Here is a 24,627-nt window from a genome sequence, read left to right as displayed (position 1 = left end):
ACACCGCCCCGACGATCCGGGTAACGTGCATGGATCGTCTGGGGGCGTCCTCAACGGCGGCGTCCGAATCTTCGGTTGTTCAGCGCCGCGTCACAGCCGGTATTGCGCCCGATGGTGGTGCACCCCGTTCATTCGGATGAGGAAACTTCTTCGTCTAATCAAGTTAAGCGCCCGGTTCATGACGTGGAGATGAACATGAAAAGCAAGCATCTAACCGTTTTGCCTGCAACAGCAGTTGTTCTTTTACTTCTCAGTGGCGGCGCAAGGGCCGCCAGTACGTGTTCGGCCGAGACGCTAAAAGGAACGTACGCGTTTAGCGCCCAGGGGGAAGTACTGGGATTGATCGAACCGCAAGGAAAGCCCCATCTTTTTGCCACGCCATCTGTCCTCGATGACGTCGCCATCGTGACGTTCGACGGCGTAGCGCATTTCGCGCGCACCGACTTCGGTAATATCAACGGGGTTCCGAAAACGACCGATTTCAATTCGGATCAGATGGGTGCCTATACGGTGAAACCCGATTGCACTGGTACGATGGCCATCAAGTACCCAAGCGGCGTCGAGCTCGACTTGAGAATGGTCATTGGCGATGACGGGACTGTCGTCAAAGCCCTTATCGCCACTGAGACTGTCCCGTCATCTACGCCGGCCGAAGACAAGACCCCCTGTGAATCAAGCTGCGGGCAGGCCGTGCAAGTCACCTTCGAAGGTAAAAAGGTGTTCCGCGAGCATCACGACTGACCAGCGGACCTTCGGCAGCTGCAATTCGCTCGCCGGCGCGCCGATTGGCGGCAACGGGGCGACATGAGTCGGTCGGCCGACACTCGGGGACGTTCAAACGTGCGACGCAGCAGAGAACGCACGCATCAACCGAAAAATGCGACTACCCGACTCACGAAGTGCACCTCAACGATCACCGGGTCACCTGTCTGTGCGAGTCGTAAATGCGCAATCCTTACGGCACCTTCGGAAGCTGCGCTCCACCGAAACTCGGACGGTGGGGATGCCAACCTTCGTCGTCGTGTCCGATAGAACTCCGTCGAGCGATGGCGAACACATTACGCTGCGACTGTTTGCAGTGACCAAACAGTGGTGGCCACTGCCAGGTGCATCAGCCATTTCTTTTGGCAAGCTGCCGCCGCCCGCTCGATCATGCAATTCGGACGGGCGTTCTCCGTTGAGACCGTGATCGAGCGCGGCGCACGTGGTGCGACGGTCATTGGAATAAAAAATGCTTATCCCGGTGCAATTCAACGGCAACCGGCCCCGCATGCTCCCGGTCCCGCGCTATGTCATTCGCACACTTCGATCGCTCAAACACACCCCGGAAAGGAGAGTCACATGAATTTGCTGCACTCCAAAACCGTAGGTTCGACTCCGCGGGCGTCTTCAGAGGCGTCGGTGGTCAAGACATTTTGCGTGCTGCTTGCGTTCCAGTGTCTGGGTGAGACGATCTCGTACGCAACCGCGGCGCCCGTTCCCGGCCCTGTTCTCGGGATGGTCCTTTTCCTGTGCGTACTGTGCGCGGCACCATCTCTCCTGCAACATGTCGAAAGCGTGTCGCGCAGCTTGCTGAATCATCTTTCGCTTCTCTTCGTTCCCGCCGGAGTCGGCGTCATGGTATTCGCTGACGAGCTGAAGGTTCAACTACTGGCGATCGGAGTTGCCCTGACTGTCAGCACCATCCTGGCAATCGCCGTCGCGGCTCTCGTCACCAGAGCGTTGATGGAGCGAGCCGAACGAAAGAAGGCGCCTGTAGACGAGATGCAAGCCAGCAATCACGCTGATGCCCACCCGGACTGATGGGAAGGGAAATTGTCATGAATATTCAGGACATGCCCGGTATCGCAACCGCGTTCATCAGTAGTTCGCCAGTGCCGGCGCTCACCGCGACGCTTGGTGTCTATCTGGTCGCGTGCAGGCTGCACGCGCTGGCCCGGCGAAATCCATTGGCCAATCCCGTTGCGATCTCCGTTGCGCTTCTCATCGGCCTTCTCAGATTGACAGGTACGCCATACAGTACCTATTTCGACGGAGCGAGATTCGTTCACTTCCTGTTGGGTCCGGCTATTGTTGCGCTTGCCGTACCGCTCCACCGACAGATGCCGAAGCTTCGCGGCGCCCTCGTGCCGCTTCTCGCTGGCCTCGTGGCAGGGTCGGTCACTGCCGTAGTTTCGGCGGTGACGATTGCCATGATGCTGGGTCTGCCGGCGAGGACAGTTGCTTCCATCGCACCCAAGTCAGTCACGGCGGCCATCGCCATGTTGATTTCAGCCACGATAGGCGGCGTTCCGCCGTTGGCAGCAACCATGGTCATTGCCACCGGCATTTTGGGCGCGGTGCTCGGAAGCTTTGTGCTTGGCTCGCTCGGTGTTCGCCGCGACGATGTGTGTGGATTTGCATTAGGCATTGCCGCTCACGGCATTGGCACCGCGCGTGCGCTCCAGATCAGCGAGGAGGCAGGGGCGTTCGCTGGGCTCGGCATGGCGGTGAACGGCGTCCTGTCGGCCTTCGTGCTGCCGGTCGTTTTCCCGATCGTGATGGCATGGGTGTCGACATAGCCGCCATATGGCCACTCCGGCGGCCCGCCGCCTGTGGCGTCGTGTCGACGCAGGTGAATGCGATGGATCAGCCACGTACGGTCATTACCGACCCCATTCTTTTCGCCGACTCAGCGGTGTGGTTTTCCGCCTATGGGTTCGGCTGGGGATACCGCGCCTTCGCGCTGCCATTTGATGTCGTTTGCGAAGAGTTCGGCGCTCGCAAAGAGACCGTACAGCAGGTGCGACTCGCGTTCGAGTTGAACAAACGTCGACTTCTAACGGCCGTGCAACAATATCGAGCAGCATCTGCAACCGGCGAGCGCATCACGCTCTCGGTCACAGATATTCAGCGCGTGACGCCGGAATTCGACTACTTCGGCGCATAAATTCCGACAGACTGCGCTTGGCCGGCCTCTCACTGCCGGCGATCGGCCGCACGCGGACCCGAATCGGCTGGTCAGGCGCATACAAACCTCGTCACTGCTGAGTCTTTGCGTGCGCCATCAAAACGATCGTGTAGCGATGCACAACTGCTCGCGCACATCCGCACGCTGCATGCGAGTTCGCGCGGCACGTATGGGGCACCACGTATTCATGTGCAGCTCGCGCATGAAGGTGTGCATGTAAGACGCAAGCGGGTCGCAGGCCTGACGCGCCTGGCCGGCTTGCATGGCGTGAGCCGGCGGCGCTGACCACAAACCACGCGGCAACGCATGGGAGTACGGCGTGCTCCCGATCTGGTGCGCCGGCACTACTGTGCCGAGGCGGCGAACGCGCTGTGGGTCGCGGACGCCAGCTAAATCCCGACTGGCGAAGGGTTTCTGTAACTCGCTGTGGTCCCGGACGTGTTCAGTCGCTGCATCGTCAGATGGGCAATATCCCACCATCGAATTGAAGGCGGCAGCGTACAGCCGGCCCCCCCTCAACTCCAGACCAGCCAGAGCCCGGAAGGGCCATGGCGGCGCGGGCGAAATCGAAGGATCTCCGGCCGGGGTAGCGCTATTCTTGATCACCCACATCCACATCTCTACGCTATTGCAGCGCTTGCGACACGAAAGCACTGAGCCAGGTTGCGGGCCGGTTCGAAGCTGAAAATTATGGCTCGTTGGGCGAAAAATCCAACCGGGAGCGTGGGCGCGCGTCGTCTACTACGCTCGAGGCAAGCAGTGCATCTGCGAATCGTTGTAGAGCCTGAATGGAGCCGTGCACGCTCCGATATTCCTGGCATCCGATCCTGCCGTCGAGCGTGACAAGCAATCCTGATTCAGTCGCAATGTTTAGGATGTCCACGAAAAGCTCCTTTCGCTAGACGGTAGGTAGAGGGTCGAACGTCATGGAGCGGCACACAGTGACGTGATCTGGTTGATCAGCAGGCCTGAACTGGATGGGGACGGTCAGTTCGCAAGGTCGGCCGCTCGATCACCGGAGGGAACACACGCCACGAACCGTCGCGGTGGCGAAAGAAGAAAATTTCGAGCGAGCCGCCGTTTCGCAACCCCTCGACGCAGACAAAGCGCCGATGATTCGCTTGCTCACGACTGAATCTGGTCAGCCGAACGGGCATGGTCGAGGTCGGCGCAAACCATTTCTCGATCAGCCAACGCAGGGAGTGCTCACACGTGTTCATTTCCTACCCTTCATCGCGTTCCCGGTCGCCTCGTGTTCCCTGACCCGAGCGCGAGCGGTTGACGCGCTGGACCTTCGACACGGCGTTGGGTTGATCTGCTGCGCGACGACCACCGTCGCATCTCGCCGATGCGGGGCAGTGCAATGCGACAGGGCCATACCGACATTCTCGTATGCAGAATAAATAGGTTGGCTTACCAAATACTAGAGGTAGAGCTACCAATAATCAAGGTGGCATAGTTGGGAAAAACACCAATAGGCATAGGCCGGACGGCTAACGGCGACGGACATCGCCTTTCTTTTTTAGGTGAGACTGCCTAGAGTAATTGGTAGCAGCAACGCTTTTAATAAAAATCGTACTGGAACAGTCGGTGTGGGCCATGTCCGCCGGACCAGGTGGCGTCGTGACAGGTCCTGTGTGTGGGAAAGCGGCGTGAATGTCTGGGACGGCGGTTTCCCTGGGAGCGTGATGAAAGAGCTAACCATCCCGTCAGTCGGGATTCGAGGGCGGGAGCCGAAGCGGCGTGGAAACCGGGCGACCCGTGTGCCCGAAATTCTGGAGGTTTCAATCAGAATCTTTGCTTCCGAAGGGAATGCGGGATTTACCCAGACCCGGGTCGCGGGCGACGCTGGTATTCGTCTGAGTACATTGCAGCATTACTTCGGCACGCGGGATAACCTGCTGCAAAGCACAATCAAGGAGATGGCCAAACGGTATCTCGAACGATACAAGGCGCTGGCCAAGAGCAAGATCACGCCAGAAGCTGCCCTCGACGCGCTGGTCGACGACGTCTTTGCAGAACTGACCAACCCCGCCAGCACGATAAGTCCTTTCGCGCTGCAGTGTTGGAGTCTGGCCGAAAGTGAAGCCTTCGTGAAGGAGTTGATGGCGGAGATTAACGGCGAATTCCAGGAGGTGTTTGCGGCCCTGGTCGCGAAAATAAATCCCACGCTCACGTCAGGAGAGTGCGTTTTGCGTGGCGCATTAATCCTGTCGCACCTGCAGGGATTGATGGTCTACATCCGTCGCACGGGAGACAGCCTTCCCGATCTGGCTACGCTGCGCGTTGCAACGAAAGCCGTGTGGAAAGCTTTGAGTGCCGCACCTCAGTGAACGAACCGGGTGAACGACGGACTTGGCGCGCCGGAGTGCGAAGAATCCAGGCTAACGCCACCGAGGGGGGATGAGCAGGGCACTGCATAGAGCTGCTGCCCAAAATACTGTTGCAACTAACCGGCAAGCGCTTCCACATGCAATCAACGCCTTGCGGCGGCAAGGCCGTCATCCTGCGTCGCCCCGAGTCGCTCGATCGGACTAACTTTTCAAGGCATTCGGCCGCCTTGTGCATTCGCTGAACGGCATCTACATTACGGCCGAGGACGTCGGCACCACGGCAGACGACATGCGCGCCGTGCAGTCTGAAACATCGTGGGTGAGCGGCATTCCTCGTGCGGATGAGGCCTATGGCGGCAATCCATCGGCGCTTGCATCAAGCGGGGGCACAACTCATTGTGGCCGATATCGATGCGGGCCGAACCACCCGCGCCCGGGAGCTGTTCGGTGCACAGGTGGCCGATGTCGGGCGCATCGCCGGCGTCCACGCGGACGTATTCGCGCCGTGTGCGCTTGGCGGTTCGATTACTGAGACGGTTGCCGCGCAGTTCCACTTCAAGGTCATTGCTGGCGGTGCGAACCATCAGCTGCTATCGCTCGACAACGGCGACACGCTGCAGCGGCGCGGCATCTTTTACGCGCCGGACTTTCTGGTGAATGCCGGCGGCATCATCAGCTGCGTCCGAGAGTATCTCGGTGCCACCAATGCGCAGGCCGTTCTCGATGAGGTCGCGCTGATTGGTCCGCGCGTGCTTGAGCTCGCGGACCGGGTGCGCGTCACAGGCGCCGCGCCGGGCCGTGCAGCGGTCGCCTGGGCACAGGAGAAGATGGCTGCCGTCTGACGCCGGCGGGCCCGGGCGAATGGGTGGAGGACCGGCTTCGCGACGCGGCGCGCTTCGTCGACGAGCAGTCGAAGCCAAGCGATGCGCAGAAGAAGCTGACCGAGAAGTTCGGTACGCAGCCCGCGCATGGCTTCGTCGAGAACGCCGGCGGCGACGGTGGCTGCCAGATACGGGCGCCGTCTTCGCGAGTGCCCATAGGGCGGCGGGCGCCGCTGCGCCCGCGTCCGCAGCATCGGTGGTTGGCTGAAGTAATTCCATGGCACATCCTCGTGGCCGTGGGGATTCCTGCCGCCAATCGGGCTCAAAACATGGGCTGCCACTGCAGCCGTCCAGTTCAACGCTACACCGATGGACGTTTTCAATGCATAGCGGTCATGCTCGGTGACAATCGTCACGGAATTCATCCTGCCCGGCATTCGTAGACGAGAGCGCTGGCCGGCGCTCTCGGGTTAGTTCGCAGAGCAGATTGCGGGCATCTGGTAACACTGTGATGCGATTGCCGAACGGACTGGAGCAGGGTGCCCTGCTTCGGGGCGCTACGTCTCTCCCCCCCGTTTTATCCGCTATCTCGCAGTCTGACCAGGCCATACCTGCCGTATGTTGCATTGCACAATTTTTTTCTCGTAGTATTTAGGATTCGACAATCTGCGCACACCGGATTCCGGCGGAGGCATTCCAGCCTCGATCGTCCGTGCGTCATTCCACGATTCCGTTCGCACCCCGACAGATCAAATACTGGTCTGCCGCCGTGCCCGCGACGATCGTCGGCCAACCTGTCGAGGAGAATGTAGTGGCAAATCCCGTTCGCGACGATTCAGCATTCCGCGTGATCGCGGTTACGTCAAAGGGTGGCCGCCGCACGCCAAAGGGCAAGCCGCCAGCCGTCGAAACAGCGCTGGACATCCAGACGATGGCGCGACAGGACGAGGAGCGTCAACGCCAGATGCGCGCGCTGATCGCGCTTGGCCGCGAGCGCGGCTATCTCACGCACGTGGACATCAACGATCACCTGTCAGACAACGTTACGCAAACGGCCGCGATGGAGACGATCGTCAGTACGTTCAGCGACATGGGGGTGGTGGTGTACGAGCAGGCGCCGGATGCGGAGACGATCCTGTTAACCGGTGTCGCGCCCGCCGTGGCATCCGACGATCAGGCGGACGAGGAAGCGGAAGCTGCGCTGTCGACTGTTGATTCCGAATTCGGACGCACGACCGATCCGGTCCGGATGTACATGCGAGAAATGGGGGCCAGGGAACTGCTGACCCGCGTTGGCGAAGTTGAGATCGCGAAACGCATCGAGCACGGCCTGCACGACATGATTCAGGCGATCGCCGCGTGTCCGTCGGTCGTGGCCGCCACTCTTGCCGAGGTGGACCGCATCGTTGCCGGCGAACTGCGTATCGACGAACTGGTCGATGGCATTATCGACGACGTGAGCGAAAGCGCAGTAACGCTGGACTCCGAACGAAATGTAGTGGAGGCCTCCACCTGCGACGATGACCCGGACCGTGACGATGTTGAGCCGGACGCCGGGGATCTGGAGGCGGTGAACGCAGCCCGTCTGGAGCAACTCACGAACGGCAGTCTTGCGGTTTTCGCGCGAGTGCGTGCGCTGTCCGAGCAGTTGCCGGATATGCGTGCTACAGGCAAGGCACGTTCCGCGGCCATTGCGCGAGTGCGCCCGGAGATCCAGCGAGAACTGGCGCGGATCCGGCTTACGGCCAGAACCATTGATCGCCTGTGTGCCAGTGTGCACGAACAGATCACGGAGGTTCGTGCGATCGAGCGCAGCATCCTGGAGATCGTCGTCGACCGTTGCGGCATGTCACGCGAGTCGTTTATCGAGTCGTTCCCGGGCCACGAGACTGACCTTGATTGGCCCCGCCGCGTGGTGGCGACTTCGCCGCAGATTGGCGTGGCGCTCGAGCGACACCTGCCGGCTATTCAGGCCGGACAGCAGAAACTCGCCAACATTGAGGCCAGGGTCTCACTGCCGCTGCAGCAACTCAGGGAGATCAACCGCAGGATGAGTGCTGCGGAGTCGAAAATGCGGCAGGCCAAGCGGGAGCTGATCGAAGCGAATCTTCGTCTTGTTATCTCAATTGCCAAAAAATACGTGAACCGCGGCATGCTGTTCCTGGATCTGATCCAGGAAGGCAATATCGGCCTGATGAAGGCGGTGGATAAGTTCGAATCCCGGCGCGGCTGGAAGTTTTCAACGTACGCCACCTGGTGGGTCCGGCAGGCTGTCACGCGTGCGCTTGCCGATCAGGCCCGAACCATTCGTGTGCCGGTGCACATGATCGAGGCGATTAACCAGCTGAACCGGATTTCGCGCGAATTCCTGCAACAGACGGGAGAGGAGGCACACCCCGCTGTCCTCGCCGAGCGTATGGAAACACCAGAGGAAAAAGTGCGCGGTATGCTCAGAATTGCGAAGCAACCTGTGTCGCTCGAGACCCCTGTGGGCGACGATGCCGACGCTACGCTCGGCGACCTGATCGAGGATGTCTCTGCGAGCTCACCGGCTGAAGCCGCCATTCACGCGAACATGCGTGCCGCAATCGATGAGGCGCTCAACGGGTTGTCGCCACGGGAGGCCAAGGTCCTGCGGTTGCGGTTCGGGCTCGATACGACCTCGGAACACACGCTTGGAGAGGTCGGCGAGCAGTTTGGCGTGACCCGCGAGCGAATCCGTCAGATCGAGATCAAGGCAATGCGTACGCTGAGGGAGCCCATTCGCGCCGACAGGTTGAGGCCGTTTGTCGAGCGCCGAGCAAAAGCGGGGCACGCCCCCTGTCGACGCCCGACTCCAGACCGGCGGCGATGCTGCGTCGGCCTGATTGCTGCTCCGCAGGACGCGTACCTTGCCCGGGAAACTTACAACGGCGTGATGTTCGCTGCCTGTTTCCCCTTGGGGCCCTGCTTGACTTCAAAACTCACCTTCTGGCCTTCCTGAAGGGATTTGAAGCCCGCTCCCTGAACCTCGGAGAAGTGCGCGAACAGATCTTCGCCGCCATCGTCCGGCGTGATGAACCCGAAACCCTTTGAGTCGTTAAACCACTTGACGGTACCTGTTGCCATGTTCTGGATGTTCCTCGGAAGACTGGTTGTAGATGATGCCACTGGCCCGTGCCAGACGTGCAACTATCTTTTGTAGCACAGGTGAGCCGTCGCCGACAATCCAGGGTTTTCAAAGGATGCGGTGAACGCGTTGTGGCGAAGCGCGAGATTGCGCAGCCTGCTGATGCGGGCCTTTACCATGAAATCGGGAACGTTGTGGAGTCCACGCGCGTGGCGGCCGTCCGCAGCGTCAATGCGTTAGCGACAGCAACCTCTCGGGACATTGGACAGATCGTGGAGTTCGAGCAGGGCGGCGAGGCACTGATCAGGCGCAAGGGCATCGACTTGTTCCGGCGAACACGCAGCCGGATCCGGATAAAAAGAAACCGCAGAGACCAGTCTGCGGTCATTGAAGTACACGGTGCGGCTCGGGCCCGCAGCCGCATCTCAAAGCTAGCTCGCTCAAGACCCTCATTGTTAACCGTGACGGCCGCGAGCAGATCACGGGGCTGCGTCTTGCGGGCGACGCGCTGGGCGTGGACGGCATCGCTCACGACGTGCACGCGTTCAGCGCGGTTGCGCTGGAGGACAGCTCGATCGGCACGCTTCCCTACGTCGCGCTCAAGAGCTGGGCGACCACTACCTGAGCGATCAGGGGCTGAAGGTAAAGTGTCGATGCGCGAGCAACTGCAGGCAGAGCAACCTCTGCAAATACCTGCAGCATGTCGATCATCAAAATCTCGACTTCTTCGGCCGTTATTTCGCGATGGTGGGGGCGTTGTGGCGGAAATTGTTCGACCAGCAGATAAAGGTCTCATCGATCGCCAGACTCGCCCCCGCTTTGCCGTTCTGTTGTTGCGTTTCCGGCTGTCCGGTTTCCTTGTCGGTTAGAAGAGTTCGGACTGCTCACTGGGTGCGGGTGCCGTGGCTTCAGCGCGAGTAGCCGTAGGAGCGCGGGGTGCGCGAGCTACGCGCGCCACGCTCTGGCCTGGCTGGAATTCCTCTTCTTTGACGGGAGGGAAGAGCACCTCGCGACTGAAAACTACAGCCGGCGAGATGCGGATGACGTCGGTGAATTTTTTGGTTTTCATGTTCGGCCGCCAGGAACTGCACGGCCCATTCTATCTCGCCGGAATGGGCGTAGTGCGCGCGCTCGTCGAAGCGCTCGTACAGAGATCGACGGCGGTCAGTGCGCGGGCTGTTTCCACGTTGCTGTACTGCCCTCAGCCGCGAGTTCTGATGACAAGCAAGCGATCGGTCACCAGGCGCCGCTCTCCTGGCTAGCAATGTTTGGTGGCGGCACATATTCCGATCCAGTTATGGGGGCTAGCCAGGCGAACGGTATGAAGACCGGCTTCGAAGACCTGCCGTGGCTCGCCCTCAACGAATACCTGTGTCTTGAGGTTGCGCGGCACAGCGGGCTTGAAGTCCCGCAGGCCCAGATCTCCGACGACGGCCAGGTGCTCGCCGTGCGCCGATTCGATCGGGGTGAGGCTGGCCAGATGCTCGCGGTCGAAGACTTCTGAGCGCTTGAAGGCTTTGATCCGGTCAGCAAGTACAAGGGCTCGCTTGAGAGAGTCGCGAAGCTTGCGCTCACCTACATCCCGCGCGCGCTTCAAGGAAAACGCCCGGCGCCTCTTTACGCTGCTGCTTGTGAACTACGCGATGCACAACGCCGACGGCCACCTCAAGAATTTCGCACTCGCCTACACCGACATGAACGACGCGCGGCTCGCGCCGGTTTACAACGTCCTGACGCCCTCGGTCTACCCGTCGTTCGCGGATGCAGCCCCCGCGCTGGACTTGCAGAGCACGCGGGTCTGGGCATCGGGCAAGCTCCTCACGACCAATGGCGGTGCACGGCTCGGATTGAGCAAGGCCGATACGAACGAGTGCGTGGAGCAGGTCATGCATGCCGTTCACACGGTCACGCCGCTTGTTCCGATCCCGATGACGCGCAGCGAAAGAAGGAAGCCAATCCCTGCGCCAACCCTGACGGCGCATTCGGATTCCGTTCCCGGTAGGAAGGGCGCTCGTGAATTCCATCAGAGCGCATCGTTGAGTGCACGACCTCGGCGATCCCCGCGGGGCCGGTCGAAGACGTGCGACCAGCTACGCGCAGGCGCGTGCATCCAATCCGGCCAGATGGTCGGGCAACACGCGCAACTGGACACCAGTCGGCGCCGCGACGCTGAACCCGGAACGCGACGCCGTTGTTCATATGACGTCGACCGCCGTTAATCAACAGCCTCTGGCTGCATGCATGAGGCGGCAACTATCTTGACGCGCGCTGGCGGCTGCGCTTCAGGGCCTGTCGCGCGATAGCCTCCATCTCCCGGTCGCTGAGGGCGTTCGCGACGGCACACGCGTAGGCGTGGTGCTGCTGCGTCATCGGCACGGATAAATCGCGCGCATCCATGTAGCGCAGCAAAGCGATCCGCTTGTGCCCAGCGGCAATGCTGTGCTCGTACAGCGACAACGCGGCCTGCGGGTCGCGGCACTGTGCGACCCGCTTGACCAGGACTCTCGTTTCCGTGCGGTTCATTGTTTCACGGCTCCCGCGTTGGCCGCAGAACGTCGCCTCTACGTGGATTGGATGGAAGAGCGCGCCATGTCGTGATCGCCCGTCAGCGAGCCGGCTCGCTGACGGGGTCGCGCTTATCAGGTTTGGGTGGCTCTCATGTAGCCGGCGTCCTCTTCCGCGTTACGTCGTCTTGCTGCACGCACCACTCCGGTGCGCTAGTTGTTGCATCTGCTGCGTGCTAGAGAACAAGAACGTACATCGACTTGTGGAGAGTTCGAGCGTCCATCTTTGCAATTAAGTGCGGTGGCGATTGTTAAATGGTTTTATAAATCAGATAATTGAAATTAGGATGCCGAATGTGATATGGGTTTAGTTTGATCTGTTGAAAGATTGCTGACATTTGTCACTTCTTAAAAAGAAGCGCTTTCCGCAGATACAAATCGTTACATTCTCTCAAAAGCGTGCCGCTAAAGGCTCCTGATCCCCACCGGAAGACATGCGAAAGCATTCCTTCACGGTATTTTCTCATTCCACTACTTATCTCCCTTAGGGCACGTTCGTGCCCAACTCATAATTCATATTAAGAGGTGAAGAATGAACGAGATCAGAAAGTGGTTTGGAGTCACTGCAATCTTCACCGCGAGCGTGCTGGCGTTCACGAGCATGGCCGCGACAGCGCAGGATCGTGATGGCGATCACCACCAGCAGTACCAGCATGTCTTGCTGATCAGTGTGGACGGCATGCATGAGGCCGACCTGGTCAATTACATCAAGAAACACCCGGGATCCACCTTCGCAAAGCTGGTCAAACATGGCGTCGAGTACACCCATGCTTCGACCTCCGAGCCGTCGGACTCGTATCCCGGACTGCTGGCCTTTGCAACCGGAGGTAGCCCCCTTAGCCATGGCGTCTTCTATGACGATACGTACGACGCTACCCTGTACCCTCACGGCAGCAATTGCATGGGCACTCCCGGCACGGAAGTCACCAATTTCGAAGCACTCGACTGGGATCTTACGAAGCTGGACGGCGGTTCGGCCCCCCCGGGAGTAACGTTTGATCCACGCAATCCGCACATCAATCCCGCGAACCTCCCGCTGCGCAAGACCGCCAGCGGCTGTGAGATGGTCTGGCCGCATCTATACATGAAGAACGGGACGAACACGATCTTTGAGATCATCCATGAGGCTGGCCTACGCACCGCATGGTCGGACAAGCACCCGGCCTACGAGATCGTCAACGGGCCGTCGGGGGTGGGGCTGGACGAACTATACGCACCCGAGATCAACTCGACTTCCCTGCAAGCCAATGGCTTTCCAGGCGCACCCTCGACCGACGATTGGACCGCCGACCCGATCTATACCCGGACCTACGACGGTTTCAAGGTCAAGGTCGTGCTGAACTGGATTCATGGGCTGGATCAGACCGGGACGAAGCAGGTCGGTGTCCCAGCGATCTTCGGCATGAACTTCCAGGCTGTCAGCGTCGGACAGAAGGTCACGGTGGCCATGGAAGGTACCTCCACGACCCGTGGCGGCTATCTCGACGCGGCCGCCACCCCGACAAAGCCGTTGGAGAAATCGCTTGACTTCGTCGATGCCTCTTTGGGCCAGATGTACGATGCGCTCAAAGCGGCCAATCTCCTGCATTCGACGCTTTTCATCGTCGGCGCGAAGCATGGCCAGTCGCCGATCGACCTCACGAAGCTCCACATGCTGAGTGGTTCGTCGAACGCCTATGCGCACGCGGACGTGAGCGACCCTGCCACCCTGCTCACCAATAACAACGTAGCCGTCGCGCAGGAAACGGCCGACGACGTGTCGCTCATATGGCTCAAAAACCACGCCGATACAGCCACGGCAGTATCGATCCTCAGCACTGACCAGGCGGGCGCCAATTCCACCCACATCCAGACCCTCTATGATGGCGCAACCTTGCAGTCGAAGTGGGGCAATCCCGCTGAGGGTCGTGTCCCTGATCTCATCATCCAGCCGATACCGGGGACGATTTACAGCAAGAGTGCGGCAAAGCTGGCCGAGCACGGCGGCTTGGCCGCCGACGATACGAACACGCTGTTGGTGCTCTCCAGTCCGAAGCTGGAAAAGAAGGTCGTCGATACGCCGGTGACGAACATGCAGGTGGCGCCGACCATCCTGAAGGCGCTCGGCCTTGACCCACACAAACTCGTGGCCGTTCAGCGCGAAGGCACCCAGGCCCTTCCGGGTCTCTAGACCGTGGGGACGACGATCCTGCTTACGGTTCGGAGTAACAGCAGTGAAAGCGCCGGCGGTCACTTTTAGCTTCAGGCCGTCGGCGCGGTGCGTTCCTCGTCCAGACGGTAGATGGCAGGACGGGAATGCTCGTTTTGAGTTCAATAAGCACCGGCCATTCGAAACGACTTCGCAACTGTTTCTCAAGCTTCAATTGAGCAACGAGGCGGCCGCCGAACCGCCTCGTTGCTCAAGGGATTACCCGGCCACCGTTGAGAATGTTCGCGGGGTCGAGTGCAGACTTGAGCTTGCGCATCAGATCGAGTTCGGCATCCGAGCGTGTGAGCCCGAGAAATGAACGCTTGACGACGCCGATACCGTGTTCCGCCGAGATGCAACCGCCCGCTTCGCACACTGTCTCGTAGACGAGCGCCTCGACGTCGAGCAGGCCAGTTTCGTCGGCGTACGGGCCGCTTAGCACGTGCAGATTGCCGTCGCCGAGATGGCCGAAGAACAGATGCCTCTGCTGTGCGAATTTTTCTTCGAGCCGTGCGCGCAGCGTCGCGACGCAACGTTCCATCTGCTCCATCGGTACGCCCACGTCGAAGGCGGCGTGCATGAAGTCGTCCCACATGAGCTCGAACGACGAAAGGCGCGGCAAGCGCATGCGCAACGTTTTAAGCAGCCGCGCGGCCGCGCCGAAATCTCACGCAGCCTGCCGTGTCGAAGCAGCTCGCCGATCTGGAGGAGGGGCTCGGCACACCGGTACTCGAGCGCGTGGGCAACCGGCTGCGGTTCACGGCTGTGGGCGAGGTGCTGCTGCGGCATGCGCGCGAGGTGTTTCATCAAATCGAGCGGGCGCGCTACGAGGTCGATGCGCTCACGAGCGGACTCTCGGGGCGCATTGCTGTCGGTGCGGTGCCAACCGTGCTGCCGGTGTTTGCGCCCGAACTTGTGCTCGAGCTCAAAAAGCGCGCGCCGCACGTCAGCGTGTCGTTTATCGAAGCAACGAGCGACCGTCTTTTCCTGATGCTGGCCTCGGGCAGCCTCGATATTGTGCTGAGCCGCACCGAACCGCAGGAGGGCGTGGGTGCGCTCGCGTCCCGCGCGTTGCTGGACGATCCCATCGTGGTCGTGTGCGGGCGCGCTCATCCGCTCGCGGCGCGCCGCACCGTCACGCGCGCCGATCTTGCCGGCTTGCCATGGATACTGCCGCCGCGTGAGGCGCCCACATTCGTTGCACTCGAACGTTGGTTGCAACGCGGTGGCCTTGAGTTGCCGGCGGGCTGCGTGCAGTCGGTCTCGATCCAGGCGAACGAGACGATGCTCGGCCTTTATCCGTTTCTCGCGTTGATGCCGTTGACCGTGGCACGACGCGGCGCGCTCGCGATTCTGCCGATCGAAGGCGCGCGCTTTCTTGAAACAGTGCGGCTCTACTATGGCGATGGCTCGCCGAATCCCGTGCTGGCTACGGCACTGGATTGCGTAGCCTCCGTGAAGGTGCGTATTGCCGCGTCGCTGCACGCCTGAGCGCAAATGTATGCCGGCCCGCTTGCGAGCTTCGCATTTCGCTGAGCGGCCGGTAAGGAGCGCGGAACCGACGATCGGGGGGCCGGTGAGCATCCAGGTGGACTGACTGCTCCTGGCTAGAAATGATCAGGCGACGCCCGAAAGTGATACCGATCGAGGTCGCACCCGGGATGTGGCCCCGCGGGCCGCGCGTTGCCGGACGGGCGTTTGCGCAGACATGCCAGGATTCTGCTACCAGCAGGAAAGATGTCTTCGAATGCCAGGGGTTAACCCTCGACTAAGATCCTCCTAGACTTTGCTCATCGGATGCAGACACGTTGTCGCACCGCCCACAAAAGTCATCGGAGGTAGTCATCATGAAGTCCCTGATCCAAGCCGTTGCAGTTGCCGCTGCTCTTATCGTCCCCGTTGCTTCGTTCGCCCAGTCGAGCGGCCCAGTGACCCGCGCCCAGGTGCGTGCGGAACTCGTTCAACTCGAGCAGGCGGGCTATCGCCCTGGCGATGGCGATCGGACGACCTACCCGCAACAGATTCAGGCCGCCGAAGCGAAGGTAGCTGCGCAGCAAGGCGCAGCAAACAGCGGCTACGGCGGTGTCGCGAGCGGCTCGTCGGACGCTGGCCAGTCGCGTGACGTCCGGGTCTCGTCGTACTCGGCCCCGATTTATAGCCACCACTAGGCGAAGCTTTGTCCAGCGCGGCGCATGAGCCGCCGGACATACTTGCAGTTCAGCATCAAAAGGTGCGCTCCCGAAGGAGCGCGCAGCGCATTCCGCGCCAACGACACGCATACCTCCGCCGTCGGTTGTCCGATGGCTTCGCTCGGGCCCTATGGCCTGGGCGCTTTTCCAGATGAACCCCGCAACTGGGCATCGTTCGATCGGTTCTGTTGTTGGCTTGCGACGTCTCGAATTCCGGCTCGGGCAGTCCGCTTCGCGCCGCATCACTTTAAGGCATCGATCTCAAAGCTGGAAAATTCCAGCCATGCCTGCATTGTGGGCACGATGATTCTGCCATCGCTATGCGCTGTGGAGGGCCCTGCGCCCAAATTGCATCCATCGTTTTCTGGTGGACGATGCAACTGCTTCGTCGACAGACGTGGCATCCCGTTCGCCTTCTGCCTCGTGTGAAAGGCGCGCTGTGCAATTCCCCGTTTGACGCATCTGCGGCCATCGATCCGTGACGTGCGTTCCCCAGGGCTTACGCCGCGCTTCGTCGCGTCTGTCGTTCGTCCTCGCGCCTTGGCGGCCTCGACCGTGCTCATAGGACGTCAGCAACCGCGCCCTGTGGTTTCATTTCGCCGCCGAACTCGTTCTGACCACGCCACCTGATGCATGATTGAACATATCGTCCATCAGGTTGGCGACGACGCCGTCGGCGCTCGGAAACTGATGCAGCGGCGAATTGTTCCAGTGACCGGACGCGATCAATTGCCCACCCGGCGCGGTGTAGAAGTGGATATCAACCGCCTTCAAGTACATGACGATGTCCCACCACCATTGGTCGGTGTAGGTGACCGTGAAATCGACGCCCGGAGTGTTCTTATCGCAACCTGGAGCCGTCAGCACTGAGACGCCATGGTTCTCGAGGTTCTGCTGAATACGAGTGTCCATGTCAGCGGAATTGCCACCGTGGTCGACGAAGCAGGCCTTCGTCATTGGCGCGCCATTCGCTTGCGCGCCCTGCATGACGGACCGCTCCCCGATCATGAAACGTCGTCGGGCTTCGCACCTGGGAACAGCGACAGCCGGAGTCCAATGAGCGCGTGCAGCGCACCTTTGCGCAGCTTGTAGCCAGGCGCAGCTGGGGTGGCGGCGAAATCGGCCATGATCCGCGCCATGGCGGCATCGATGTCGACTGCAAGCGTGGGCGGTACGGGTTGCCGCTCGCCCGATTCGAGGCATCGTTCATAGTGCGACTGCACGTCGTCGAGCACGCGATTCAACGCGACTGGCAACTCTCCAGAAAACTTGCCCGAGAGTCTGCGCAGGTCGAGTGTATTGAGCGCAATGCGCATGTCGCGCAGGCTTTCGGTTGAAGGATGCTTGTAGTCCTCGCTCGGCGCCACGCGCGGAATGAGCTGCACGAGCCGGTCGAGCATGCGCGCGTTCAGATCGCGCTGCTGATCGAGCGACAATGCGGACCCGCTCAAGACGACATCCCTCCAGCTTGACCGCGTCAGTCGCGCAGTCGCGGCATCCGTTCCGAACGGACGGATTACCCCCGTCATCACCGAAGCGAAAATGACGCCGGCCAGTCCCGCAAGATTGCCGTTCAGGAAGCTCAGAATGTTGGCGTCATAGACACTGTCGATTCCAAGAAAGGTTGCGGTCGTCAACGCTACGAGCGTCGATATCAACGCCCATTTCGGACGTGACATCAACAGTCCGAGAGGAATGAACAGGAACGAGAAGAAAATGACCAACAAAGGGAATTCCTGGCCACTCGGCAACACGACAAACAAATAGAACGCCGAAATGATGACGCCCATCGTCGCGCACTTCAGGAAAGTGATCATCATCGGCACAGGCTCGTCGAGCGCAGCAAAAAAGCAGACGCCGATGGCGCCCAACGACACCGCCGCCGCACCGTCCTGCCAACCCGAAGCGATCCACAGGCACGACGAAACGAAGATGACCAGCGCTGCCGAACTAGCGGAGAACAGGGCAAGGCCATGGTCGAGAAAAGCGTGCCGCGTGCCGATCCGCCAATGACGATACCGTGGCCTCCAGTGCCCTCTTTCGTGAACGATGATACGGCGCAAAGTCCGGCAATCGGCCCACAAATCGACCAGTTGCCGCAAGCGCCAGAGCGCGCTGGATAACAGTGCATCCTGCCATGTCGTCAGTTCGTGGCGGGGCGGATCCAGTTGCGCAATACGCGTCCGGAATAGCGGCGCCTCGCGCTCGGGGTCCTCGCTGAGCGGCGCGTCCATCCAGCGCCCAATATCGCGCAGCAGTTCGACGAATCCTGCAGGAATAGCAAGGCCTGATTTCTGCGTGGCCGCGTGTACGGCCGCGAGTACGTCCGCGAGCGCCGAGGTGATGGGCAGTATCAGTTGCATCCGGCCCTGCAGTTGCTCGCTGCGAGCGAGAATCGCAGGGCTGACATGATCGTAGGCCAACTGGCTCAACAGGAATTCGAAGCCGCGGACACTCGACGCCATCTTCTGGCGGCTTCCTGAAACAAGCGCTCCCGCGACCCGCCCCGCCATCGACTCTTTCGCGTAAAGAGCGGCCTCGCCGAACCACGAGTCGGTTCGCTCGATCAGTGTTGGTGCGAGCCGGTTCGGGAAAAAAACGCTGCCGACGATGCTCGCGCAGACGATGCCAAGCGTGATTTCTTCGGTTCGCGCCACTGCCACATCGAAGATACTCAACGGATCCGACAATGCCGGTAGCGCAATGACGGACAGCGAATAGCTGGCGAGCAGAAAAACGTAATTGCGTGCGGCTCGCGTCGAGATCGAAATGTACACAAACACGCCTGTCCATAACGCTATTAGCGCGCTCAACAAATAAGGCGTCTCCGCGAAAGGCGGCACGAGGGCAACCGACGCGACCGCGCCAAGGGCAGTGCCGATCGCGCGATAAAGCGCCTTCGACCGTGTCGCGCCGACAAACGGGTTCGACACAATATAGACCGACGCCAACGCCCAGTAGGGCCTCGGAAGGTCGTAGTAGAACGCGATGTAAAGCGCGAGCATCCCTGCGAAGAAGGTCTTTAGAGAAAAAATCCAGTCGCGCAGCGAAGGGAAATTCATCGGAATAATCGCGTGTGAGAACAGGCTCTCGCCCGGCAAACCGGCCGGGCTCGCAGTGGAGCGAACAACAGTGTGCTACGTTTCGCTGAAATCCGCCGGGTCGAACGCACATGACTACGTGCGCGTCAGCGCCGTCGAATGCTCCGTCGAAAACAAATCACTCACGGTGCCGACACAGGGCCTCCTGCCGTTTGATTGCTAACATCGGCCGGGATCGGCCGGATGCCATCCGCGGATACGATAGTGCTCGCCAAGGACCATCGCTACATCAAATCCAGAACGAATGTGATGCTCGGTTTCAAACGGTTCAGGAGCGCCGCGACAACGATTTCAGGCATCGAGTTCGCAAGGGGCAGTGCAATCTCGCGAAGCTCGGTCTGAAGCGTAGAACCCGATAAATGTGTCATCGACCCCGCCTCGTCGCTATGCGGTCACATCCGAATTCGTTGACACATTTATTGCTGCAGAAAGGAGAGCGTGCAAAAGCTGGGGAGGCTCCTCATCAGGGCCGCTTGTGCTTCCGGTGACAAACGTCGCGCACGCGCAGCTTCGTCAGATCGCATGCCCGAAGCTTGCTGTCGATGGCAAGATTGAACATTGCCAGATCCCGCACGCGGCACGAAAGCTGCAGGCGCACGCGTATTGTCCAAATCTCCTTAAGCTTCAGCGGCGGCTTCTGGCCGGTCAATCTCCCTTTATTGCGAGGCGCCCGCGATGGGCGCGCGTTGGATGGCGTGCTCATGACGATCTCCTTTCAGTTGAAAGGAGATTCAGTCTGAGTCCACGCAATGGGCGCTACCGGGCCCTTCTCTGACATTCATTGGTATGTCGACCGAACGGCCGAGATCGGTGTAGCAGGGGACGCCGGGATGAAGTAGCGCTCCAGGCGCGTCGTCGGCGTTTCCTGCCGCGCGTCGCGGAAGCCACCCTTGAACGTGCCCTGGAATACCTCGATCAGTTCTCGACACGCTCGAAACCGTACTGAACCGAGGTGTGAATCTGTTGGTGAATCTCACCGAATGCCGCAGCGCCCCCCGATCCGCATGCACGATTTCCGTGGTGATGCTCGTGCGTTCCAATACCTGCCTCCGCCACGATCCATTTGCCACGACCTTGCGTTCCCAGTACGACATTGGACAAGCGAAGTTACTGAAACTAGTTAGACACGCGACGCCAGGAGCCTGATCCCGGCAATCCCAAATACTATGGCCAGGCATCCTTCCAATGTGCGACGGGTCCGCACGTACATCCTGCGGGCCGAGTCCGTCGAAAACAGTACGGCGTAACCGCCGAACACCAAACATCCAATGGCCGCACAGCCTGCAATTACAGCACTATGGGCAGATCCCGTGCTGTTCGACGATAGAGCAACAATTGAAACCCAAACGAGGATGGCTTTCGGATTGGTGAGATGGAGCATCGCTCCGCGGGCGTAGACGCCCGTCAATGTCTGTGTTCGTTCCAGCTTCATTGCGGATGCAGCTGCTGTCGCAAGGGCATTGTGTCCGGATTTGAAGGCTAGCCACAAGAGATACAGACCACCAAAAATCTTGATTGCAATGATGAATTGAGAATAGGCGATCAGGGTAGCCGAGACGCCTAGCGTTGCCACCGTCGCCCAAAACATCGACCCCGAGATGACACCGAGTGCGAACATCAATGCCGCTTTCCGGCCGTGATTGGCCGCCATGGACATAATTGCAAGGTTGCTCGGCCCGGGACTTGCGGTGCCAACGAAATACGCTGCATAGGCAAGCAGCAGGTTTGTCGAGAAGAAGGCGTTTCCAGTCATGTCTGGGATCCAGAAAAGGTCGATGCCGCTACCGGCACCTGACGGGTCGTGCGGGCACTCAAGAGTCAGCTTGTGTACCCGAGAAAGAGCGCACCCATACCCGGGCGCTCAAGTCTAGCGGCTTGGGCAAATGCAGCAGCCACGCTAACAAAGCGACGGCGAGACGGTGATTGGGGGAATAATGTTGTCCGGACGCCATGAGCAGTCCGCGCCGATATAATCCGGGAACTTCCAGGTTACCAAAAGACAACGGCGAGATAGTCTGCCCGCGTTGCCTGCCTCGCCAGGAAAACCGGCGGCGCAGCAGCCCAGTACGCTCTAGCGCTTTCTACTGGGGGGAAGGCGGATTCATAAGCTTACTCAACGGCTTCAGTGGGCCTATTGGGAGGAGCGAGAATGTCATTAAGTGCGCTTTCCCCAAGGGAAGTGCCTCGAGCATTTCATGCGCTTGACTTACGTCCGTAACGTTCAGGATGAACACCACCCCAGCCCGGTCTTGCAGTGAATACCACTGGTCAATCTTGCCCTCGAGGTAGAGCTGCGCCGTCTCGCGAACTTCGGTCGGAAGAATGTGTTGGACAAGTTGCATGTCCGTGCCCGGCGGAAAGGTGCCAATCGCCAGTATCTTCGTGGTTGGTGTGGTTGGCATCGGAGTGGTTTGCGCCATGGAGACTCCAGCAGAAGCGACCAGCACAGAGGCTGTTGTCAAATTAACAAGAAGGCGTTTCATCATGTCCTGTTCTTGTCGCATTAGCCTGAAGGCTGGCGCGAGGCCACACCAGATGCCGTATTCAGCGCTGCGGCTTCTGGTCCCGTCAGATAGCAATCGCGGAAGCGCTCATCGACGCGTTCCCACATCCGTTTCGAAAACAGCAGCGCTGCGTTGAGCGGGCGATGGTTGATGACCACGGAATCCGTCTCGCCCTGTTCGTTCAGATGCGCGACGACCACCGTTTCGATCGGCACGCCCTGGATCTGCGACCGATAGGATTCCATGTACAAACCGTTGCCGATCTCGCCCTTGTAGCTGTGATGCTGGAATTCGTAGAGCGAGACCGCGTGTTTGATCACGGAGAGAATATCGGCTCGTCCCTCGATCGGACGCTTCAGGACGGTGGCTTCGAGCGTCGCGTTTTCGGCGAGCCTCGCCAGCCAGAGCGGCGGACCGCCCGCGGGCGCCAGCACGGGGGCTGTGTCGTTGAATTTCATGCTGGGCGCTCCAGTGACGGTTTGCTCGTCATGCCTGCGCGAGCGGCATCGAGCGCTGCTTCGAGCGTGATGCGCGCCTTTTCGAGGCGGCGTCGCGCGAGGCGTCCAACGCCCGCGCCGTGCTCAGACTCGCCCGCCAGCAGCGCATGAATATCGGGCAGCATCCAGATCGCGCCGCGCGTCCCCCAGGCGCCATCCGGAATCTCGGTCGGGAAGACCCAGACGCGCGGCGCGACGTCATCGAACGGCCGGTTCTCCGCGCGCGCCACCGCTTCCGTGACGTTTCTGACGAGCGAGCGACGCGATTCGTCGGTGTATTGCCCTTCGGGTGCAGACGGAATGATCCGGTAGCGTATCGTGTTCGTGCGTTCGCCGCCGATGTAGATCGCAGCAGGCCGATGAAGATGGAACACGGTGACACGCTGTGCGATCGGATTGGCGGGATCGTACCCTTCCGCCTTGATGAGAATGTCGGTCAATTCCTTGACGAGGCGCGCTTCGGCCTTGGGCGTCAAGGCGTCTTCGGGCCACAGTGCATCGATCATTGGCATGGTGCTGCTCCTGCTTTCAGGTCATTGGATGTGGCCATGATCGGGGTTTACTCGTGCGGCCGGAAGTGGCAGGATCGCCATTATTCAGGGAATTTCAGACACGCAATGGCCATCGTCCGCATCTGGGTCTATGACGGAATCCTCGCGTCCGGCGTCGCGGGCCCTGTTGACGTCTTCAGCGCGGCCAATCAGTTCCATGCGCGCAGGGCTGCACCGGGCACGACTTCCGCGCCCGTGTTTGCATGGCGCGTGGAATCTCTCGACGGGCAACCCGTCACGGCTGCGTCGGGCCAGACCATTCACGTCGACGGCAAGATCGACCCGCGCAAACGGGCGGACGCCGTTCTGCTGACGGCACCGTTTTTCTCGAACATCGACGAGTTCATCGGGCGCCGCGAGCAGTTGAACGCGCTGTCTTCCGCACTGCGGCGTCAACGCAAGGCAGGTGCCGTGCTGGCGGCTTATTGCACGGCCAACTACCTGCTCGCCGAGGCGGGCCTGCTGGATGGCCGCGCCGCAACGACGCACTGGGCGAGAGCCGCGGACTTCGCGCGCCGCTATCCGCGTGTCGAAGTTCGCGCACAGGAACTGCTGATCGCGCAAGACGGCATCATCTCGGGCGGTTCCGTGACGTCGTATCTGAATCTCGCGGTGCGGCTCGTCGAAACATTCGCCGGCGAAGAACTCGCCACGATGACCGCGAAGGCGCTGTTGATCGACATGAACCGGACTTCGCAGGCGTGCTTTGCCACGCTTGTCGACGAACATGGGCATACCGACACGCTCGTCGCGCGCGCCCAGCAGCAGATGGAGGCTACGTTGCAGCAGGGATTCCGGTTGAGCGATCTGGCGGCGTCGCTTGCTGTCAGCGAACGCACGCTCAATCGCCGTTTCAAGGAAGCCGTCGGGCTCGCACCGTTGACGTATCTGCAGAATCTGCGCATCGAGGTCGCGAAAAGGTTGCTGGAAACGCGGCCAATCGGGCTTGAGGCGGTGAGTCAGCGGGTCGGTTATGGCGATATCAGCACATTTCGGCAATTGTTCAAGCGCAAGACCGGGTTGTCGCCGAGTGAATATCAAATGCGGTTCTTGCGTGCCGCGGCGGAGAATATAGAAGCCGAATCAGGCCGCAACGGCGGCTGAGGCCTCGCGGGATCATCACGCCGCAACTCTCGTCATTTCCCTCCCTCTTTCCCCGCACTGTCCTTTTTGTATCTCAACGTATCTACAACAGCCGGGGATACGCAAGCTTGCGCACAACCAACTTTCGGACACGAGCGGGATACGTTCATCCGCTCAAATACGCCCATCGCGAGCAAAACACCGCACCGCAAAAACTGGGCTTACCGAGGTCGTGCATATGCAACACGAGTCGAACGGAATCGTTGAACTGGACCGCACCGCGGATGAGCCGCTGAGCAGCCAGATCGCGCGCAATTGCCTGCTGACGCGCGCCCGGCAGATCTCCCGCGTCTTGACTTCCGTCTATGACGACGCGTTGCGTCCGTTCGGCATCGTGGCGCCGCAGTTCTCATTGCTCGTGCTGATCGGGGAGTTCGGCCCTGTTAGCCGCTCCGATCTGGGCCGGCGTAGTCATCACGAGCGCTCGACGCTGACAAGGAATCTGCAGCCGCTGATCGCGCAGGGCTGGGTTATCGAGGGCGTCCCGGCAAGCGATGGTCGAAGCCGCCCGCTCTCGCTCACGCACGAAGGCAGGGCGCTGCTCAAAAACGCCGCGAGCGCGTGGTCGGCGGCACAGAGCCACGCGATGCACCTCCTCAGCGAAGGCGGTGCCCGTGAACTCATGAATATCGCCCGCAAACTGCCGCTGCGCATCGTATGAAGTTTTTCGGTCGATG

The 24,627-nt window shown here is 60.4% G+C and carries 26 protein-coding genes and 5 pseudogenes; 18 read left to right on the top strand and 13 right to left on the bottom strand.

Annotated elements, in window-relative coordinates:
- The first annotated feature begins 195 nt into the window (after window positions 1-195).
- The 5 genes from EYW47_RS28940 to EYW47_RS42710 all read left to right on the top strand — a co-directional run bounded on the left by EYW47_RS28940 (window position 196) and on the right by EYW47_RS42710 (window position 3,235).
- A complete protein-coding gene (locus EYW47_RS28940) occupies window positions 196-741 on the top strand; it encodes a hypothetical protein (protein ID WP_133198263.1) in 546 nt (181 codons plus the stop codon).
- A gap of 660 nt (window positions 742-1,401) precedes the next feature.
- Complete coding sequence (locus EYW47_RS28935) at window positions 1,402-1,803, top strand: CidA/LrgA family protein (RefSeq protein ID WP_133198293.1); 402 nt, start codon at window positions 1,402-1,404, stop codon at window positions 1,801-1,803.
- 17 nt (window positions 1,804-1,820) lie between these two features.
- On the top strand, window positions 1,821-2,561 hold the full coding sequence (locus EYW47_RS28930; RefSeq protein WP_133198262.1) for an LrgB family protein: 741 nt from the start codon (window positions 1,821-1,823) through the stop codon (window positions 2,559-2,561).
- 62 nt (window positions 2,562-2,623) lie between these two features.
- Window positions 2,624-2,929 carry a hypothetical protein gene (locus EYW47_RS28925; RefSeq protein ID WP_165976705.1) on the top strand — a complete coding sequence of 102 codons (306 nt, stop codon included), beginning with the start codon at window positions 2,624-2,626 and terminating at the stop codon, window positions 2,927-2,929.
- A 105-nt stretch (window positions 2,930-3,034) separates the two neighbouring features.
- Window positions 3,035-3,235: an IS3 family transposase gene (locus EYW47_RS42710; protein ID WP_165976704.1), complete on the top strand. Its 201-nt coding sequence runs from the start codon at window positions 3,035-3,037 to the stop codon at window positions 3,233-3,235.
- Window positions 3,236-3,909: 674 nt separating this feature from the next.
- Here EYW47_RS42710 and EYW47_RS28910 read toward each other — a convergent pair.
- A complete protein-coding gene (locus tag EYW47_RS28910; protein WP_133198260.1) occupies window positions 3,910-4,170 on the bottom strand; it encodes a hypothetical protein in 261 nt (86 codons plus the stop codon).
- A 432-nt stretch (window positions 4,171-4,602) separates the two neighbouring features.
- Between EYW47_RS28910 and EYW47_RS28905 the strand changes: the two genes are divergently transcribed.
- The 4 genes from EYW47_RS28905 (at window position 4,603) to rpoD (ending at window position 9,087) form a co-directional block, all read left to right on the top strand.
- Window positions 4,603-5,283 carry a TetR/AcrR family transcriptional regulator gene (locus EYW47_RS28905; RefSeq protein WP_338117849.1) on the top strand — a complete coding sequence of 227 codons (681 nt, stop codon included), beginning with the start codon at window positions 4,603-4,605 and terminating at the stop codon, window positions 5,281-5,283.
- Window positions 5,284-5,633: 350 nt separating this feature from the next.
- Window positions 5,634-6,125 (top strand): Rossmann-fold NAD(P)-binding domain-containing protein, encoded by a 492-nt coding sequence (locus EYW47_RS28900; protein WP_240763971.1) that lies wholly within the window; start codon window positions 5,634-5,636, stop codon window positions 6,123-6,125.
- A 23-nt stretch (window positions 6,126-6,148) separates the two neighbouring features.
- The gene (locus tag EYW47_RS28895; RefSeq protein WP_133198259.1) at window positions 6,149-6,547 is read left to right on the top strand and encodes a hypothetical protein; all 399 of its coding nucleotides are present in this window, start codon (window positions 6,149-6,151) and stop codon (window positions 6,545-6,547) included.
- Window positions 6,548-6,915: 368 nt separating this feature from the next.
- The gene (gene rpoD, locus EYW47_RS28890) at window positions 6,916-9,087 is read left to right on the top strand and encodes an RNA polymerase sigma factor RpoD (RefSeq protein WP_377785334.1); all 2,172 of its coding nucleotides are present in this window, start codon (window positions 6,916-6,918) and stop codon (window positions 9,085-9,087) included.
- Here rpoD and EYW47_RS28885 read toward each other — a convergent pair.
- The gene (locus EYW47_RS28885) at window positions 9,009-9,212 is read right to left on the bottom strand and encodes a cold-shock protein (RefSeq protein ID WP_133198258.1); all 204 of its coding nucleotides are present in this window, start codon (window positions 9,210-9,212) and stop codon (window positions 9,009-9,011) included. The genes rpoD and EYW47_RS28885 overlap by 79 nt on opposite strands.
- Window positions 9,213-9,637: 425 nt before the next feature.
- Between EYW47_RS28885 and EYW47_RS42125 the strand changes: the two are divergent.
- Window positions 9,638-9,820: pseudogene (locus tag EYW47_RS42125) on the top strand (Crp/Fnr family transcriptional regulator); the annotation flags it as partial.
- A gap of 258 nt (window positions 9,821-10,078) precedes the next feature.
- Here EYW47_RS42125 and EYW47_RS28880 read toward each other — a convergent pair.
- On the bottom strand, window positions 10,079-10,282 hold the full coding sequence (locus tag EYW47_RS28880) for a hypothetical protein (RefSeq protein WP_133198257.1): 204 nt from the start codon (window positions 10,280-10,282) through the stop codon (window positions 10,079-10,081).
- Between the two features lie 252 nt (window positions 10,283-10,534).
- Here EYW47_RS28880 and EYW47_RS42505 point away from each other — a divergent pair, with 252 nt between their 5' ends.
- A complete protein-coding gene (locus EYW47_RS42505; protein ID WP_165976703.1) occupies window positions 10,535-10,717 on the top strand; it encodes a HipA domain-containing protein in 183 nt (60 codons plus the stop codon).
- 139 nt (window positions 10,718-10,856) lie between these two features.
- A pseudogene (locus EYW47_RS42500) lies at window positions 10,857-11,054 on the top strand (HipA domain-containing protein); the annotation flags it as partial.
- Between the two features lie 412 nt (window positions 11,055-11,466).
- Here EYW47_RS42500 and EYW47_RS28865 read toward each other — a convergent pair.
- The gene (locus EYW47_RS28865) at window positions 11,467-11,736 is read right to left on the bottom strand and encodes a hypothetical protein (protein WP_133198254.1); all 270 of its coding nucleotides are present in this window, start codon (window positions 11,734-11,736) and stop codon (window positions 11,467-11,469) included.
- 573 nt (window positions 11,737-12,309) lie between these two features.
- Between EYW47_RS28865 and EYW47_RS28860 the strand changes: the two genes are divergently transcribed.
- On the top strand, window positions 12,310-13,947 hold the full coding sequence (locus EYW47_RS28860; RefSeq protein ID WP_133198253.1) for an alkaline phosphatase family protein: 1,638 nt from the start codon (window positions 12,310-12,312) through the stop codon (window positions 13,945-13,947).
- A 229-nt stretch (window positions 13,948-14,176) separates the two neighbouring features.
- Here EYW47_RS28860 and EYW47_RS28855 read toward each other — a convergent pair whose 3' ends face one another.
- A complete protein-coding gene (locus tag EYW47_RS28855) occupies window positions 14,177-14,593 on the bottom strand; it encodes an FAD-binding oxidoreductase (protein WP_133198252.1) in 417 nt (138 codons plus the stop codon).
- Window positions 14,594-14,646: 53 nt separating this feature from the next.
- On the opposite strand from EYW47_RS28855, the gene EYW47_RS28850 reads away from it, so the two are divergent.
- Window positions 14,647-15,456, top strand: coding sequence for a LysR substrate-binding domain-containing protein (locus EYW47_RS28850; protein WP_133198251.1), 810 nt, complete (start codon window positions 14,647-14,649; stop codon window positions 15,454-15,456).
- A 356-nt stretch (window positions 15,457-15,812) separates the two neighbouring features.
- A complete protein-coding gene (locus EYW47_RS28845) occupies window positions 15,813-16,133 on the top strand; it encodes a DUF4148 domain-containing protein (protein WP_133198250.1) in 321 nt (106 codons plus the stop codon).
- 612 nt (window positions 16,134-16,745) lie between these two features.
- Here the strand turns inward: EYW47_RS28845 and EYW47_RS28840 are convergent.
- Both EYW47_RS28840 and EYW47_RS28835 read right to left on the bottom strand, forming a co-directional pair.
- A complete protein-coding gene (locus tag EYW47_RS28840) occupies window positions 16,746-17,141 on the bottom strand; it encodes a hypothetical protein (RefSeq protein ID WP_133198249.1) in 396 nt (131 codons plus the stop codon).
- Between the two features lie 17 nt (window positions 17,142-17,158).
- Complete coding sequence (locus EYW47_RS28835; RefSeq protein ID WP_133198248.1) at window positions 17,159-19,216, bottom strand: FUSC family protein; 2,058 nt, start codon at window positions 19,214-19,216, stop codon at window positions 17,159-17,161.
- A gap of 243 nt (window positions 19,217-19,459) precedes the next feature.
- Here EYW47_RS28835 and EYW47_RS42115 point away from each other — a divergent pair.
- Window positions 19,460-19,614: pseudogene (locus tag EYW47_RS42115) on the top strand (IS6 family transposase); the annotation flags it as partial.
- Between the two features lie 128 nt (window positions 19,615-19,742).
- Here EYW47_RS42115 and EYW47_RS28825 read toward each other — a convergent pair.
- From EYW47_RS28825 to EYW47_RS28800, 6 genes and pseudogenes are all read right to left on the bottom strand, one after another.
- Window positions 19,743-19,958: pseudogene (locus tag EYW47_RS28825) on the bottom strand (integrase); the annotation flags it as partial.
- 135 nt (window positions 19,959-20,093) lie between these two features.
- Window positions 20,094-20,295: pseudogene (locus EYW47_RS42110) on the bottom strand (cystathionine gamma-synthase family protein); the annotation flags it as partial.
- An 80-nt stretch (window positions 20,296-20,375) separates the two neighbouring features.
- Window positions 20,376-21,008, bottom strand: coding sequence for a LysE family translocator (locus EYW47_RS28815; RefSeq protein ID WP_133198247.1), 633 nt, complete (start codon window positions 21,006-21,008; stop codon window positions 20,376-20,378).
- Window positions 21,009-21,336: 328 nt separating this feature from the next.
- Window positions 21,337-21,741: a hypothetical protein gene (locus EYW47_RS28810; protein ID WP_240763970.1), complete on the bottom strand. Its 405-nt coding sequence runs from the start codon at window positions 21,739-21,741 to the stop codon at window positions 21,337-21,339.
- Between the two features lie 17 nt (window positions 21,742-21,758).
- Complete coding sequence (locus tag EYW47_RS28805) at window positions 21,759-22,217, bottom strand: hypothetical protein (protein ID WP_133198246.1); 459 nt, start codon at window positions 22,215-22,217, stop codon at window positions 21,759-21,761.
- Window positions 22,214-22,768 (bottom strand): tautomerase family protein, encoded by a 555-nt coding sequence (locus EYW47_RS28800; protein WP_133198245.1) that lies wholly within the window; start codon window positions 22,766-22,768, stop codon window positions 22,214-22,216. The genes EYW47_RS28805 and EYW47_RS28800 overlap by 4 nt, the downstream gene beginning before the upstream one ends.
- A gap of 36 nt (window positions 22,769-22,804) precedes the next feature.
- On the opposite strand from EYW47_RS28800, the gene EYW47_RS28795 reads away from it, so the two are divergent.
- On the top strand, window positions 22,805-23,911 hold the full coding sequence (locus EYW47_RS28795; protein WP_338117848.1) for a GlxA family transcriptional regulator: 1,107 nt from the start codon (window positions 22,805-22,807) through the stop codon (window positions 23,909-23,911).
- A gap of 217 nt (window positions 23,912-24,128) precedes the next feature.
- Window positions 24,129-24,611, top strand: a complete 483-nt coding sequence (locus EYW47_RS28790; RefSeq protein ID WP_133198243.1) for a MarR family winged helix-turn-helix transcriptional regulator — start codon at window positions 24,129-24,131, stop codon at window positions 24,609-24,611.
- The last annotated feature ends 16 nt before the right edge of the window (window positions 24,612-24,627 follow it).

The sequence above is a fragment of the Paraburkholderia silviterrae genome (assembly GCF_004353915.1).
Lineage (GTDB): Bacteria > Pseudomonadota > Gammaproteobacteria > Burkholderiales > Burkholderiaceae > Paraburkholderia > Paraburkholderia silviterrae.
This window is presented reverse-complemented; position numbering and strand designations above follow the sequence as displayed.

Bases quoted from the DNA above. Each gene is read 5' to 3' on its own strand.
- EYW47_RS28940 (WP_133198263.1), top strand. From the start codon at position 196: ATGAAAAGCAAGCATCTAACCGTTTTGCCTGCAACAGCAGTTGTTCTT.
- EYW47_RS28930 (WP_133198262.1), top strand. From the start codon at position 1,821: ATGAATATTCAGGACATGCCCGGTATCGCAACCGCGTTCATCAGTAGT.
- EYW47_RS28925 (WP_165976705.1), top strand. From the start codon at position 2,624: ATGGATCAGCCACGTACGGTCATTACCGACCCCATTCTTTTCGCCGAC.
- EYW47_RS28910 (WP_133198260.1), bottom strand. From the start codon at position 4,170: ATGAACACGTGTGAGCACTCCCTGCGTTGGCTGATCGAGAAATGGTTT.
- EYW47_RS28900 (WP_240763971.1), top strand. From the start codon at position 5,634: ATGGCGGCAATCCATCGGCGCTTGCATCAAGCGGGGGCACAACTCATT.
- EYW47_RS28885 (WP_133198258.1), bottom strand. From the start codon at position 9,212: ATGGCAACAGGTACCGTCAAGTGGTTTAACGACTCAAAGGGTTTCGGG.
- EYW47_RS28880 (WP_133198257.1), bottom strand. From the start codon at position 10,282: ATGAAAACCAAAAAATTCACCGACGTCATCCGCATCTCGCCGGCTGTA.
- EYW47_RS42505 (WP_165976703.1), top strand. From the start codon at position 10,535: ATGAAGACCGGCTTCGAAGACCTGCCGTGGCTCGCCCTCAACGAATAC.
- EYW47_RS28865 (WP_133198254.1), bottom strand. From the start codon at position 11,736: ATGAACCGCACGGAAACGAGAGTCCTGGTCAAGCGGGTCGCACAGTGC.
- EYW47_RS28860 (WP_133198253.1), top strand. From the start codon at position 12,310: ATGAACGAGATCAGAAAGTGGTTTGGAGTCACTGCAATCTTCACCGCG.
- EYW47_RS28855 (WP_133198252.1), bottom strand. From the start codon at position 14,593: ATGCGCTTGCCGCGCCTTTCGTCGTTCGAGCTCATGTGGGACGACTTC.
- EYW47_RS28845 (WP_133198250.1), top strand. From the start codon at position 15,813: ATGAAGTCCCTGATCCAAGCCGTTGCAGTTGCCGCTGCTCTTATCGTC.
- EYW47_RS28840 (WP_133198249.1), bottom strand. From the start codon at position 17,141: ATGCAGGGCGCGCAAGCGAATGGCGCGCCAATGACGAAGGCCTGCTTC.
- EYW47_RS28835 (WP_133198248.1), bottom strand. From the start codon at position 19,216: ATGAATTTCCCTTCGCTGCGCGACTGGATTTTTTCTCTAAAGACCTTC.
- EYW47_RS28815 (WP_133198247.1), bottom strand. From the start codon at position 21,008: ATGACTGGAAACGCCTTCTTCTCGACAAACCTGCTGCTTGCCTATGCA.
- EYW47_RS28810 (WP_240763970.1), bottom strand. From the start codon at position 21,741: ATGATGAAACGCCTTCTTGTTAATTTGACAACAGCCTCTGTGCTGGTC.
- EYW47_RS28805 (WP_133198246.1), bottom strand. From the start codon at position 22,217: ATGAAATTCAACGACACAGCCCCCGTGCTGGCGCCCGCGGGCGGTCCG.
- EYW47_RS28800 (WP_133198245.1), bottom strand. From the start codon at position 22,768: ATGCCAATGATCGATGCACTGTGGCCCGAAGACGCCTTGACGCCCAAG.
- EYW47_RS28795 (WP_338117848.1), top strand. From the start codon at position 22,805: ATGATCGGGGTTTACTCGTGCGGCCGGAAGTGGCAGGATCGCCATTAT.
- EYW47_RS28790 (WP_133198243.1), top strand. From the start codon at position 24,129: ATGCAACACGAGTCGAACGGAATCGTTGAACTGGACCGCACCGCGGAT.